At 35.9% G+C, this 13,153-nt stretch carries 15 protein-coding genes and 1 pseudogene; 6 read left to right on the forward strand and 10 right to left on the reverse strand.

The genetic code is table 11. The features are described 5' to 3' along the window. Positions 1-263 precede the first annotated feature (263 nt). Positions 264-734, forward strand: coding sequence for a hypothetical protein (locus AC3WOM_RS25385; RefSeq protein ID WP_492448856.1), 471 nt, complete (start codon positions 264-266; stop codon positions 732-734). Between the two features lie 55 nt (positions 735-789). Here the strand turns inward: AC3WOM_RS25385 and ytxJ are convergent, their stop codons facing one another. The 5 genes and pseudogenes from ytxJ to AC3WOM_RS25410 form a co-directional block, all read right to left on the reverse strand. Beyond that, complete coding sequence (gene ytxJ, locus AC3WOM_RS25390; RefSeq protein WP_427543308.1) at positions 790-1,119, reverse strand: bacillithiol system redox-active protein YtxJ; 330 nt, start codon at positions 1,117-1,119, stop codon at positions 790-792. A gap of 116 nt (positions 1,120-1,235) precedes the next feature. Beyond that, positions 1,236-1,556 (reverse strand): annotated as a pseudogene (locus tag AC3WOM_RS25395) (VOC family protein); the annotation flags it as partial. Between the two features lie 86 nt (positions 1,557-1,642). Continuing rightward, a complete protein-coding gene (locus AC3WOM_RS25400) occupies positions 1,643-2,278 on the reverse strand; it encodes a 3-oxoacid CoA-transferase subunit B (protein ID WP_427543305.1) in 636 nt (211 codons plus the stop codon). Next, complete coding sequence (locus AC3WOM_RS25405; protein WP_492448857.1) at positions 2,278-2,985, reverse strand: CoA transferase subunit A; 708 nt, start codon at positions 2,983-2,985, stop codon at positions 2,278-2,280. Before AC3WOM_RS25405 ends, AC3WOM_RS25400 begins: the two co-directional genes overlap by 1 nt. A gap of 108 nt (positions 2,986-3,093) precedes the next feature. Continuing rightward, positions 3,094-3,984, reverse strand: a complete 891-nt coding sequence (locus AC3WOM_RS25410) for a LysR family transcriptional regulator (protein WP_492448858.1) — start codon at positions 3,982-3,984, stop codon at positions 3,094-3,096. Positions 3,985-4,310: 326 nt separating this feature from the next. Here AC3WOM_RS25410 and AC3WOM_RS25415 point away from each other — a divergent pair, with 326 nt between their 5' ends. From AC3WOM_RS25415 to AC3WOM_RS25425, 3 genes are all read left to right on the forward strand, one after another. After that, positions 4,311-5,006, forward strand: coding sequence for a hypothetical protein (locus AC3WOM_RS25415; protein WP_427543296.1), 696 nt, complete (start codon positions 4,311-4,313; stop codon positions 5,004-5,006). A gap of 469 nt (positions 5,007-5,475) precedes the next feature. After that, positions 5,476-5,682 (forward strand): MerR family transcriptional regulator, encoded by a 207-nt coding sequence (locus AC3WOM_RS25420; RefSeq protein ID WP_492448864.1) that lies wholly within the window; start codon positions 5,476-5,478, stop codon positions 5,680-5,682. A 116-nt stretch (positions 5,683-5,798) separates the two neighbouring features. Continuing rightward, entirely contained in the window at positions 5,799-6,218 is a 420-nt protein-coding gene (locus AC3WOM_RS25425) for a hypothetical protein (RefSeq protein WP_492448859.1), read from the forward strand. 66 nt (positions 6,219-6,284) lie between these two features. Here the strand turns inward: AC3WOM_RS25425 and AC3WOM_RS25430 are convergent, their stop codons facing one another. Then, the gene (locus tag AC3WOM_RS25430) at positions 6,285-6,923 is read right to left on the reverse strand and encodes a LysE family translocator (protein WP_492448860.1); all 639 of its coding nucleotides are present in this window, start codon (positions 6,921-6,923) and stop codon (positions 6,285-6,287) included. Between the two features lie 670 nt (positions 6,924-7,593). Here AC3WOM_RS25430 and AC3WOM_RS25435 point away from each other — a divergent pair. Next, positions 7,594-8,019 carry an SRPBCC family protein gene (locus AC3WOM_RS25435; protein WP_427543283.1) on the forward strand — a complete coding sequence of 142 codons (426 nt, stop codon included), beginning with the start codon at positions 7,594-7,596 and terminating at the stop codon, positions 8,017-8,019. Continuing rightward, the gene (locus AC3WOM_RS25440) at positions 8,016-8,336 is read left to right on the forward strand and encodes an ArsR/SmtB family transcription factor (RefSeq protein ID WP_492448861.1); all 321 of its coding nucleotides are present in this window, start codon (positions 8,016-8,018) and stop codon (positions 8,334-8,336) included. The genes AC3WOM_RS25435 and AC3WOM_RS25440 overlap by 4 nt, the downstream gene beginning before the upstream one ends. 40 nt (positions 8,337-8,376) lie before the next feature. Here the strand turns inward: AC3WOM_RS25440 and AC3WOM_RS25445 are convergent, their stop codons facing one another. From AC3WOM_RS25445 to AC3WOM_RS25460, 4 genes are all read right to left on the reverse strand, one after another. Next, the gene (locus tag AC3WOM_RS25445) at positions 8,377-9,156 is read right to left on the reverse strand and encodes a YqhG family protein (RefSeq protein ID WP_492448862.1); all 780 of its coding nucleotides are present in this window, start codon (positions 9,154-9,156) and stop codon (positions 8,377-8,379) included. Positions 9,157-9,173: 17 nt separating this feature from the next. Next, a complete protein-coding gene (locus tag AC3WOM_RS25450) occupies positions 9,174-10,682 on the reverse strand; it encodes a DEAD/DEAH box helicase (protein WP_427543274.1) in 1,509 nt (502 codons plus the stop codon). A gap of 109 nt (positions 10,683-10,791) precedes the next feature. Beyond that, positions 10,792-11,598: an AraC family transcriptional regulator gene (locus AC3WOM_RS25455; protein ID WP_492448865.1), complete on the reverse strand. Its 807-nt coding sequence runs from the start codon at positions 11,596-11,598 to the stop codon at positions 10,792-10,794. A 117-nt stretch (positions 11,599-11,715) separates the two neighbouring features. After that, positions 11,716-12,768 (reverse strand): NAD(P)/FAD-dependent oxidoreductase, encoded by a 1,053-nt coding sequence (locus AC3WOM_RS25460; protein ID WP_492448863.1) that lies wholly within the window; start codon positions 12,766-12,768, stop codon positions 11,716-11,718. Positions 12,769-13,153 lie beyond the last annotated feature (385 nt).

Raw genomic sequence — 13,153 nt, forward strand, 5'->3', positions numbered from 1 at the left:
TCGTTTTGAAAAAGGGCTATACTTTTTAATTTGTCACCTTGATTTCATTGACATAATAGTATTTCAACAACATGTCAATTACGCCCTAGCGTAATTGCATCCGGATTTTTTTCGAGCCTGCACGAAAAACTCCTCTTCAAAATCCGTGACATCCGTCAGAGGCTTTATCTTCCCACTTAGAGTGAAAAAAGTATTGATAACCTTCCTTCATCTTGTATAATTCACCTTCATTTTGTACATATATGGTAGTAACAAGGGAGGTCATGATATTGAAAAAGTTAGTTTATTTGTTTTTACTTGCTACACTATTATTATCAGCGTGTGGAAAAAATACAGCGCCTAAGGAAGCGAAGGAAGCGGCGGTTGATAGCAATACTTCAATTGAAGATATAGTGAGTGCGACTGTCAAAAGTAAATTTACAGTAGAAGATACAAAGGGAATCGTTACAATATCCATTCAAGATGCAGATGTAAAACAGGGCTCAAAAAGTCAAATGTTAAAGGACTCCGCGAAAATATTTGCTGAGCTTTCAAAATTAAAAAGTGTTAAAACATCAGCAATTATTTGGTCTGCTCCATTAACAGAACCAGGCGGTGCAGAAAACATGACTGAGGTATTAAATATATATTTTAACGAGGAAGATTTTAGAAAGGTCAACTGGGCGAACTATTCCCAACTAGAATTAGAATCGATTGCCTCTCACTATCATCAAAATGAAGCCTTAGGGCAATAAATAGCTTTCCGCAAAAAAGATACCCCGCTATGTATAATGAAGGGTATCTTTTTATTTATTTAACATACATACTAATGGCTTTAGACAGGAGTAATTGCTTTATCTTATAATGGGTTGCCTGCCATACACCCTTCCCTCCCTGCAAAATTAAAAGCTGGGGGGATTCATGCTTCACCTCAAGTTCCTGCTCGATCATTTTTGATACCATTCTATCCTTTTGCACAATGACTACATACTTTGGAAAGCTAGTTTCCAGTGCTTTAAATTCTTTTAATGCGGAAATGCTACTAAAGCAAGTCATGCTGTATTTTAACACTAGGCAGGGTGTATGCCTCGATAGCTGTAAAACTTCTCTCCACTCTTCTGTTGTCTTTATTCGCTTCATAATGAAACCTCCATATTATTGTCTTATTGTATTATATACCACACTGGGTATTATTAGCATTACATAAAAAAACGAGCCTACAATGAATGTAAAAGCTCGTGCCATTAATAATTTAATTAGATTCCTTCTGTATTCATCAAAACTAGGCGCCAGCCATCGGGATCTTCAATTGTGATTCCTTTCTCAGCCCAATATGGATTTTCTGGCTCTACTTCTGGATATCCCATTTGCATTAAACGATTCGCTATTTGTTGTATTGTTTCAATACTTGGTATATAGAGAACAAGTAGATTATCCTTGGTTGGAGCTGGACATGGATTACCCTCTATATGCTCTGTAAATTCTAAATGATAAACAGCATTCGGAAGGCCAATCATTATCCCATTGTAGCCTCGGTGTCCCGAAAATGAGCCGATTTTTTCTAAACCCACTCCTTGACAATCAATTACGCCCCAGCGTAATTGGGTCCGGATTTTTTTCGAGCCCGGTATAACCAGCTCAAAAAGAGAGCTGGTTACGCTGATTATAATGCAAGGCTGAATGAAGCAGCTGTTTTTTCCTTTACTTCCTCGATAGTGACACCCTCTGCTAATTCGATAAGCTGCATGCCATCCGTTGTAAAGTCAAAAACAGCGAGATCTGTAATTAATCGATGCACTACACCCTTACCTGTCAACGGAAGCTCACATTGCTTTTTAATTTTAGATTCTCCATTTTTATTAACATGCTCCATTATTACGATAACTCTTTTCGCACCGACAACAAGATCCATGGCGCCTCCCATGCCCTTGACCATTTTCCCTGGAATCATCCAGTTTGCAAGGTCACCTGTCTCAGATACTTCCATACCACCTAAAATAGCAAGATCAATATGTCCTCCACGAATCATCGCAAATGATTCCGCACTATCAAAGAAAGAGGCACCTGGTACAACTGTTACCGTTTCCTTTCCAGCATTTATTAAATCCGGATCAACCGCTTCCTCCGTTGGATAAGGTCCAATTCCAAGCAGGCCGTTTTCTGATTGTAAAAGCACATCATAATCGGCAGGAATAGCATTGGCAACAAGTGTTGGCATACCAATACCTAAATTAACATTCATCCCATTTTGTATTTCTTGCACAGCCCTATTGACGATTTTTTGTCTTGTATCAGCCATTAAGCTTCCCCCTTTTTCACCGTCAAACGCTCAATACGTTTCTCGTAATTCTCCCCTAATAAAACGCGTTGTACAAACACACCAGGTGTATGAATATGATCCGGATCTAATTCGCCTACTTCAACGATTTCCTCTACCTCTGCTATCGTAATTTTCCCCGCCATCGCAGCTAATGGATTAAAGTTACGGGATGTTTTCCTAAACACCAAATTTCCTAGCTTGTCTGCCTTCCACGCTTTGACAAGTGCAAAATCAGCGGTAATTCCTTTTTCTAAAATATATTCCTTGCCATCAAAAACCTTTACTTCTTTTCCTTCAGCAATTGGCGTCCCCACTCCAGCAGCCGTGTAAAAGCCAGGAATTCCAGCACCGCCAGCTCTCAAACGTTCAGCTAATGTTCCTTGTGGTGTTAATTCTACTTCTAGCTCACCACTTAAAAATTGCTGTTCAAAAATTTTATTTTCACCTACGTAGGATGCAATCATTTTGTTTATTTGTTTATTTGCCAGTAAAAGTCCCAAGCCCCAATTATCAACACCACAGTTATTACTGACAACGGTTAAGTCCTTTATTCCCTTTTGCACTAAAGCTGCAATAGATTTTTCAGGAATACCACATAGCCCGAAGCCTCCCACTGCTAATGTATCCCCATCTTTTATATCTGCCACAGCTTCCTCAAACGAACTCAACACTTTCCCGTTTCTCATAATCGAAACCCCCTTAAATTGCTCGTTTATTAAGAAAAATTCTACCCTAATGTCATTTTATAAGTAAAGGAATTAATTAGAATATTACTTATTCCTAAAATGCATAAATCATCTTTTACTTGTCTCTTCACTACTAATACTATTTAGTAATTGCTTCAATGCAAAAGATTGATATGTATTCTTCTTTGTAATAACTCCTAAACGCCACGGCATATCAAAATCTTTTAAAGGTATAATTTTTACGTTTTTATTTGTTTGCTTATCTGCGATTGAATAGGGCAAAAGTGTGATACCTAAATCTGAGGATACAAGCTCTACAATTAAATCCCATTGTGAGCTTTTATAACCGATGATTGGTGTAAATCCAACAGTCTTACAGGTATTAATCACATAATCATGTAGTGTAAATTCCTCCGTGAAGATAATAAATGTCTCATTTTTTAAATCCTCTAATTGAATATACTCCTGCCGTGCTAGTGAATGAGAATCATTAATAAATACAAAAAATTGATCTTCTACAAAGGGTTGGACGGAAAATTTCCTTTCATCCGTAGGCAATACAACAATTCCTATATCAACTTCACCATTTTCTACGAGTGTACCTATCATTTTAGCCCCACGTTCCACAAGTTCTAGATGTACCTTTGGATATTGCAAATGGAATTTTCTTGCGATTTCCGGGAAAAATAGTGTACCTATCAGTGGTGGAATGCCTAATTTAATCTCACCTGTCTTAATGTTCAATAAATCATCCAATAAAATATGTAAATCTAGTACAGAGCGCATTATTTTTTGCCCCTGTTTATAGACAATACTTCCTGCGTCAGTTAATTCAACATGGCGTGTAGAGCGGTTTAACAATTCTACTCGCAGGGTTTCCTCCAATTTTTTTATACTTTTACTTAAAGAAGGCTGTGAAACAAAGGATTCACTTGCGGCCTTTGTAAAACTTCCATGTTCAACAACCGCCATAAATGCTTTTAAATCTCTTAATTCCATATTGAAAGCTCCCTATTCATTCTAATTTATTATAAAAAGATTGCTGTATCCCCTTTTTAATAATAAATTCTCTCCATATTCCACAAACCCTTTTTATAATGTGAGGGAGGAAGAATACCGCTTAATATTCGCGTAATTTACAATGTTGCACCCTTCAAATAACTAATACTATCGATACTACAAAACATTTAAACAGACTGAAATTCTATATAAATCTAATACTTTATACCGAGGAATTTGACAAGTTGAGAGTTTTTTGAGAGTTAACTTTCCTATAATGAATTAAGATTTTTGTCATAATTTATCAAAGATTGGAGATGCAGCAGATGTTAAAGCAATTGCTTGAAAATCGAATTGTTAATATGCATAATTTTGGACTAACTTTTCAGCACCACATTTATGAACTACAAAATTGTGAGGACGTTTTAGGCTTAGAAGCAAAATGGCTGCAAATTGAGAACAGTGATGTTGCTGTAGGATATATTGTAGGCAATCGGTTATTTTTCAAAAGTATGGGCTTTGGTAGAACCGATATTACATTAACAGATGGAATTCGTGAAGCAATTGTACAGCTGGCTGTAATACCTTCAGGAGAAATCTCTGTTGAAGTAAAGCCGTTCATCGGCAGCTCCAAAATTGTAAATGTATACTTTAGAACAATCTTAGGTGATACCGTTATTGCAATAGATTTAAAAGGGGCTCTGAAAAATTATTTAGTAGCTCATCAATTTATGAATAATGAGGATAACATCGTAGAGGTACACTATCAATCGAAGCATCCAAATGTTTTACAGCATTCTGTTGCTGGTAATTTTGTTTTAGGCAGTCGATCTGATGGAGTAGCCATCACAAATGCAGAGGAATACACATTAGCTAACAAAATAGCGAATTTACAATTTTCTAAAATAGTCATTCAACAACATGGCATGAAGAAGGTCATTTCCTTAAAAATGCTTTTAACCTTTGTTATTAGTAATCGAATTTTCGTTAGCCATGAGCTACCCCATGTGAGTAGGAATTAACAATTTCTGCATCCTCAGAAAAAAGTAAAAGGAATTTATTATATGCTTATTTTTTGCGTCACGATTATTGTGATAATTGTCAGCGCACTCATCATATCAAAAACTATACAGATTAGAAAAAAACGTCAAGAAAAAAAGAAAGTATTAGAAGAGCGCCTTAAACACCTTCTGCTCACCAATATTATAAAGCCTAAAAAATAGTTGCTTCCACATTACGTTAGCTTTTACAATCAATTTCGCCTTGGCGTAATTACGTCCGGATTTTGAATTGTGCGAGCACAATTCATTCCTTTGAAAATCCGTGACATCCGCTGGAGGCTTTGGGCCAACATTTATGTTGGTCACTCAGTCATTGCCACAGGACGTGGCGTTTCTTAGACTGAGTTCCGCTATTTCAGTAGGTGTTTGCACACCCACTGAATGAAGATAGGTAACATGTAATAGTGAGGTAAAATAATGTCCACTCAATATTAGAGTTTGCAAAAAAACAGGCATGACCATTCGAACTTTGCATTATTACGATGAAATTGATTTATTAAAGCCATCCTTTATCTCTACAACTGGCAGAAGATTTTACTCAGATGAAAATATTATACAGCTTCAAAAAGTTGTATCCTTGAAATTTTCAGGCTATCCATTGGAAAAAATTCATGCATTAATCCATTTAAAAGAATGAGATTTAAAAGAGTCACTTGAATTTCAAAAGCAAGAGATGCTTCAAAAACAGGAACATCTTCACCAAGCCATTCGGCCTTAGATCATGCCATATGTATGATGGATGAGCAAGGCACTATGAACGCAAATATCTTTATGATGCTTATTCATAATATGCATAAGGAAGAGGAACAGAAAGAATGGCTGTCCAATTATTTTCCAAAAGAAATGGTTGAAAATATGTTTAAAGTCCCTGAGGAGGAGCATAAGAAGCTAAATTTGGAAATGGCTGACCTTTTTAGTCAGTTGAAGGCAGCATATGGTCAGGATCCAGCCAATCCGAACGTTCAGGCGCTATTGGAACAGTATTTTGACCTATCTCTTGAGTTATATCCAGGTGCAATTGAGCTTGTGGAAAATGTAAAAGATGAAGATATTGAATTGGAGCATGATACACAACTCTTCTCCTCGCCCTTTCGTCTGAGGAAGAGATATGGCTTGGTCAGGCTATGCAAATATATTGGAAAGACAAGGGTATTAATCTTCACGAATAGATGATTTTAAAATATTAAATAGGTCGATTTGCATCACATATTTTGTAGCAAACCGACCTTTTCTTTATATTCAATGAGATTTTTCCAATGCTAGTTTAATACCAAAACCAATTAAAATAATGCCAGTTACCCCTTCTATGACAGCCTTTGTAGTTGGCTTTTTCATAAATGCGCTAATTTTATCCAACAAGTAAACATAGAATACAAACCAAATTCCTGTTAAAGCAGTGTATATTAGCCCCATTATAAGAAACGGCATGAATGTACCACTCGTGCTATCTACAAATTGAGGTAAAAATGTTAGGAAAAATACGGCCACCTTAGGATTAGTAACGTTTGTTAGAAAGCCTTGCTTAAAGCAAGATTGCTGTGCGTATTTATGATCGATTTGCGTTTCATCTTGAACTACAGGAGATTGCGTGCGGATTGTACGTAAAGTCCATAATGTTTTGACACCTAAATAGCATAAATACACCGCCCCAACATACTTCAAAATGGAAAATACATAGGCGGACTTCACAATAATAGCGGACAATCCAATCACCGCTGCAATAGTATGGATTAATAATCCGCAACAGGAACCAAGTAAGGTTTGTAAGCCTCCCTTTCTACTTACGGTAAGTGTATTTTTCGTGGCAATTGCCGTATCTGGACCTGGTAAGATAATTAATAAAATACACATTATCAAAAAGACTGATATGTTCACCATTTCAAGCCCTCCTCTTTCGTCTGAAAATTATAAAAATAATTCTACCATAAGGACAATATTATAGAAAAGGTCATTTATATAGAGAAAAATTTCACAAGCAACGGTGCGCTTTGAAAATCGTGAACATTATTGACATGTGCTATTTAAAATAGAAGAATCCATTTTGAAAAAGATGTGAATCATATTAAAAGGATATTATGCCTCGGCATAATTGAGTCCGGAATCGGCTTTGTGCTTAGGCCTGCATGAAGAGGTCAGTTAACCGTTATCGCATGGATGCGATGTTTTTAGGCTAACATCCTTTATTAACTCCTTTCCGATTCCGTGACATCCGCCGGAGGCTTTGGGCCAACAGATGTTTTTTGCGCGAAAGCGTAGTGCTAACGTAGCGTCAGCAGCACGATGTTGGTCACTCAGGCGTTTTCACAGGATGTGAAGATCTTAGCCTGAGTTCCTCTATTTCAGCGGGTGTTTGGACACCCGCTGAAAAGTAGCTTAAATTTGTATTCATCTCACCACCTATAGAGGTGGGAGACTTCTGTATCTGCCGCTATGCTTTCGATACAAAAAACATTTGCTGAAAGAAGTTAAATCAATTGACATATAACCATAAGGTGTTATATATTCATAACACCTTATGGTTATATTTTTGAAAAGGAGTTATGTGAAAATGACAGAAAAGCTAGAAAATATTGTGAAGGTGATTAAACTTAATGCACCGATTGAAAAGGTGTGGGAGTCAGTTACAAATGCTGAAAAGATATCTAAGTGGCTAATGCCAAATGATTTTAAGCCAATTGAAGGACATGATTTTACAATCCAATCTCCATTTGGTCCTTCACCATGTAAAGTGGAGCAAGTGAATGCTCCCCATTTTGTACGTTTCGCTTGGGATACAGATGGCTGGTTTGTTACATTTGAGCTAAAAGAGCTTGGTGAGCAAACAGAATTTACGTTAACACACGGTGGTTGGAAAGAGGCATCTCATATTATTCCAAGAGCTAATATACCTACTGAAGCTGTTCGTAAAAATATGGATGGCGGCTGGACAATGATTGTTACTCAAAAATTAAAAGAAACTGTGGAATCACAATGACACAGCCTGCAGTAAAATATGATGTCTTTCATGCTATCGCTGATCCGACAAGACGTCATGTCCTACAGCTGCTTGCCTCAAGTAATAAACCAATCTCACTAATTGCTGAAAATTTTACGATCAGTCGTACCGCTGTCGTTAAGCATTTAACTATTTTAGAGCAAGCTGAGCTCGTATCTTCTCAGAAAAAGGGACGAGAAAAAATTTATACATTGCATATTGAAAAGCTGAAGGAACTAGAGGATTGGTTGCAGTACTTTGATTTATTCTGGGATAATAAATTAGCACAGCTCCAAAGCATGGTGGAAGAAGAATAAAGTAGCAAGGAGCTGTCTCTTTTATTTAGACAGCTCCTGCTCAATATAGATAAAATAACCCACCATTAATGATTTCTATTTTAATCTTTGTCTCATATTGTTCCTCTAACGCTTTCTTTTCAATATCATAGCATTCTGGCTTGTCATCAATATCCTCGTAAAAATAATCTAATACCCGCTGATCACGCTGCCACCTCTTTTGTGCTTCTGAAGCCCATGAATGGTCATCTTGTTCTATGATTGCATCAATGGCTGCATCTAGTCTTTGTAATGCTCGAATCGGCTTAATAATGTGTTGTACATGAAAAACATTATCTCCTGGAACTGTATCTAGTGCGGTTTTACAGAGGACTTCTTGAAAATTCTTCTTAATAACCCCTGTTAAGAGATTTATGCCGAAGGAGTAGAGCATTTCCTTAGTTCGATCACAGCAATATGAAATTTTATAATTTATGCCTAACCACGGTGTTAAGATAGCCTGCCCGATTGTCGGATCAACTTCCTCATACATCTCCACATAAGCTCCTAGCTCTCTTGTTGCTTGAAAAACTTGATTGAGTCTTGGAGAACCGAAATGAATAGCCTCGCCATACAGGTTCACAGCAGATGTTGTTTGATTTGTAATAAATGTTATTTGTGCAGGATTTGGCTCACTATTTGTCGCCTCAATATATTGCCAATAAAAAGGTCTGTTCATAATTTTTTTATCAATATCTACTGTTAATTGGACAGTAAGATAATGACGATCCTCATTCAAAATAGTGCAATCATTTTCGGTAAAAAACTCTCGTAAATAACTATGAACTTGCTGTGGATACATAGCTTTTCCTCCTACATCTAAACGGATTCTTTAAAGTTTGTTAAAATGGCATCTAAATCCCCTACTACTTTTTCAAAAACATCAATTTTCGTATGCAATAATGCTAAGATATTTTCTTCAATCGTATTTTCGATAGCAAGATTATAAATATGCACATCATGCTCCTGACCTAAACGATGGACTCGGCCAATACGTTGCTCTAATTTCATAGGATTCCATGGTAAATCGTAGTTAATGACATGATGACAGAATTGCAGGTTTATCCCCTCACCACCTGCCTCTGTTGCAATAAGAACCTGAGCTCTTTCTTTAAATAAATGCTTCATATAATCACGTTTACTTTTATTAAATTTCCCGTTAAATAGTACGCTTGTGATTCCCTTAGAATGTAAATACCACTGCAAATATAGCTGCGAAGCCCTATATTCTGTAAAGATAATCACTTTCCCCTGTGCCTGCTCAATAATTTCTAGCGTTTTTTCTGCCTTCGTATTCACTTCTAAAGCCATTAATTTTGCCAGAATGCCTTCAATTTTTGATGACTCCGAGTGGTCTTCAAGCATTTTCGATAACGTTAACCCTGTTGCCTCTTTGCTACTGCACATTTCTTTCTGTAACGTAATTTTAGTGAACGAACCAGTATTTTGAAGCGTTCCGAGCAAATCATATACTTCCCGCTCTTCCTTCGTAAATTGGATAGGCACAATTTGAACTTGTCGTTGTGTCCATTCGATGCCAGTATCTTCCCTCCTATTTCTCACCATCACCTGATTCACTAATTCTTTTAAATAATCATCATGCTCTAAATCATGCTTACTAGCTGAGAAGGCCGATTGGAATGTTTCATAGCTACCAAGATGACCAGGCTTTAATAATGAAATAAGATAATATAATTCAAAAACATCGTTTTGAATGGGAGTAGCCGTTAATAATAGACAAAACTTTTTCTTTAAGCTTTGTACAAATTCATATATTTGCGTTTTATGATTTTTTAATTTATGTGCCTCGTCAATAATAATCATGTCATAATCCTGCTCATAAATGCGCTCTCTGTGTGGACTCTTCTTCGCCGTATCCATACTCATAATAAGTACATCGTAGCGCTCTATTGGACAATTTTTTTTATAGGCGATAGCTGGAATATGAAACTTACTATTTAGCTCTTCCACCCATTGATTTATAAGAGAGGCTGGTGCTAATATAAGTGCCCTTTTGACAAGTCCCCGAATAAGATATTCCTTTAAAATCAAACCTGCTTCAATTGTTTTACCAAGTCCTACCTCATCACCTAGAATCGCTTTCCCATTCATGCGTTCAATCACTGTTTTAGCAGCTTCTAATTGATGTGTCAGTGGCTTCAAATTTGGTAAATATTTCGTTGCCTGTAATCCTGTAAATTCAGGAATCAATTTCATTTTCACAATGTCATAATTCATCTTATATAATGTCCAGTTATCCCATTTCTCAAGATGATTTAATCGATTGATGAAGCCATCTTCCCATTCGGACGACCTCTCGATTTTCATATCTATCACCTCATACTATTTTTTCTAACTTAGGTTGTCCAAAAAAGTAAAAGCTATGTTTTTTTATGCAAAAAACATCTGACGAAAATTAATTTTCATCAGATGCTTGTTATTTCATATACATACGAAATTCAGTAGGCGATAAACCCGTAACCTTTTTAAAGACACGACTAAAATAAAAATAGTCTGTGTACCCCACCTTTTCAGAGATTTCTGATAGCGATAAATCCGTGGTTCTTAATAAAAGCTTGGATTTTTGAATGCGTAAATCTGTTAAATAGGTTGTTGGTCTAACACCCATTCTTTTTTCAAATACGTAGGTAAGCTTACGGCGCTCTATATTAAAGTGATTAGCAATATCAAGCACAGTCATATTATTTGCATAGTTTTCCTGCATATACTCAATAATAGACGACATCTTTTCTTTTTTATCTTGATAGTCCAATAATTTTACTGATAACACAATTTCCTCTAAGATATTTAAAAAAAGAGCCTTCGATTGAAGAAATGACAGACTACTACGCATTAAATAATTTTGTATTAATTGCTGTAGCATACTCATCAGCTTTATATTATCGCCAATTTCAATAGTAAAATGATTGTTATAAACAGGATACATTGCCCTTACCTCATCAGGTAGCTTAAAATGGATAACTGCGTACTCTTGTTTTGCATTATTAGTAACAATGCGCTCAATAGGCAAATTGGGACCAACATGAATAATATGTCCCTTTTCTAAAACATAAACTATACCATCAATTCTTACTTTAAATTCACCATTTATCGGGAACATTAATCCTCCTGCCTGACTCATTGTCTTATATTTTGTGAGCACTGTTTCAGACGATATTTTCTCTGTTATGACATCAATCAATGTTAATGGTGCCATTGTATATAAATGAATAATTTCTTGCATCTCCACTACCGATCTATCCTTTCTATCGTAAATGAAAAAATTAAAAAGGAACACTAAATAGCTATTAGTGCTCCAAAGATCATAATAATGATGTATGCTCGCCTATTAATAAAACATTTATCGTTTTAAGCTTTCCTTTAAGAGCATACGATTACGTTGTTTGAAAATGTCATTATGCGAGGAAACAATACCGCCCTCTGATGCATCTGGTTGAATATATTTTTTCGCACTATTTACTGCATGAAGTGCGTCATGGAAAGTAGCTGCAATTAAATGAATTTTACCATCATGCTGCAAAATATCCCCTGCTGCATACAGACCAGGAATAGTGGATTCACTATGAATCGTTCCAGCAATAAAGTAATCATTTTTTCGCTCAATATCTAATGGACTATTATCCAACAGCTCTTTATCTCTTACATAGCCATGACTAATGACAACTTCATCAATAGGAACTTCATTTACTTGCCCTGTTTCATAATTTGTTAGGGAAACAGCTTTAATCATGCCTTCTTCATCGTCTGCAATAAGCTTCGTAATTTCAGAATTAAAATGACATTCTATTGTGCTAGTTAATAGCTCAGTAATTTGAGCCTCATGTGCAGAAAGCGTGTCCTTGCGATACGTTAAATATACTTTAGAAGCAACCTCCATTAATTCCAGTGCCCAATCTACTGCCGTATTGCCACCGCCTGAAATAATAACAGCCTTATCCTTAAATTTTTCATAGGATTTAATCGTATAATTTAAATTGGATATCTCAAATCGCTCTGCACCCTCAATCTCTATTCGTTGAGGGTTTAAAATGCCACCACCGATAGCAACTATTACTGTCTTTGAATAATGAATATTGCCAGATTCGGCAGTAATGATGAAATTTCCTTCTTCATTTTTAGAAATGGTAGTTACTTTCTCATTTGTGTATACAGAAGGATTAAAGGTCATTGCCTGTTCGATTAATTGTTCAATTAACTGTCCTCCTGTAATTGGTGTTACACCGCCAACATCCCAAATCATTTTTTCTGGATAGACATGAATTTTCCCACCAAGCTGTGGCTGTGATTCGATAAGCTTTGTTTTCATCTCACGTAAACCACTGTAAAATGCTGAATATAAACCCGCTGGACCACCGCCAATTATAGTTACATCAAATAATTCTTGTTCTAACAATTACGAACACCCTTTCCTCTGTGTCACAACACATTTCGATAAATGAAATATGCTAACTTATTTTCCCTACTATCTATTTTCAGTTTCTTTAATGAATGCAAGCATCATTTTCCAAATTCTCTAAAGATGCTATATATTATCTATATTACTCATTATACGATAATGATAATCATTATCAAGTAAAATGATAACAAATCTTTATTTTAGAATACATGTATTTTTTGCTAATTTTTTTATATTTTTTTGTTCATCAGTCGCAAAAAATCCATAATTAAAGTTTTATCCATTGTCTGATGTGATTTTAATAAAAAAATGAGGCTGGGACATAACTAGCTTCAATTCGTGAGAAATCCGACTTTGAATTCATTCAAAGTCGGATTTCTCT

This window comes from Lysinibacillus sp. FW301-JW8 (assembly GCF_058788755.1).

Coding starts and splice junctions, on each gene's coding strand:
- AC3WOM_RS25385 (WP_492448856.1), top strand. CDS start 264: ATGATATTGAAAAAGTTAGTTTATTTGTTTTTACTTGCTACACTATTA.
- ytxJ (WP_427543308.1), bottom strand. CDS start 1,119: ATGAAGCGAATAAAGACAACAGAAGAGTGGAGAGAAGTTTTACAGCTA.
- AC3WOM_RS25400 (WP_427543305.1), bottom strand. CDS start 2,278: ATGGCTGATACAAGACAAAAAATCGTCAATAGGGCTGTGCAAGAAATA.
- AC3WOM_RS25405 (WP_492448857.1), bottom strand. CDS start 2,985: ATGAGAAACGGGAAAGTGTTGAGTTCGTTTGAGGAAGCTGTGGCAGAT.
- AC3WOM_RS25410 (WP_492448858.1), bottom strand. CDS start 3,984: ATGGAATTAAGAGATTTAAAAGCATTTATGGCGGTTGTTGAACATGGA.
- AC3WOM_RS25415 (WP_427543296.1), top strand. CDS start 4,311: ATGTTAAAGCAATTGCTTGAAAATCGAATTGTTAATATGCATAATTTT.
- AC3WOM_RS25425 (WP_492448859.1), top strand. CDS start 5,799: ATGAACGCAAATATCTTTATGATGCTTATTCATAATATGCATAAGGAA.
- AC3WOM_RS25430 (WP_492448860.1), bottom strand. CDS start 6,923: ATGGTGAACATATCAGTCTTTTTGATAATGTGTATTTTATTAATTATC.
- AC3WOM_RS25435 (WP_427543283.1), top strand. CDS start 7,594: ATGACAGAAAAGCTAGAAAATATTGTGAAGGTGATTAAACTTAATGCA.
- AC3WOM_RS25440 (WP_492448861.1), top strand. CDS start 8,016: ATGACACAGCCTGCAGTAAAATATGATGTCTTTCATGCTATCGCTGAT.
- AC3WOM_RS25445 (WP_492448862.1), bottom strand. CDS start 9,156: ATGTATCCACAGCAAGTTCATAGTTATTTACGAGAGTTTTTTACCGAA.
- AC3WOM_RS25450 (WP_427543274.1), bottom strand. CDS start 10,682: ATGAAAATCGAGAGGTCGTCCGAATGGGAAGATGGCTTCATCAATCGA.
- AC3WOM_RS25455 (WP_492448865.1), bottom strand. CDS start 11,598: ATGCAAGAAATTATTCATTTATATACAATGGCACCATTAACATTGATT.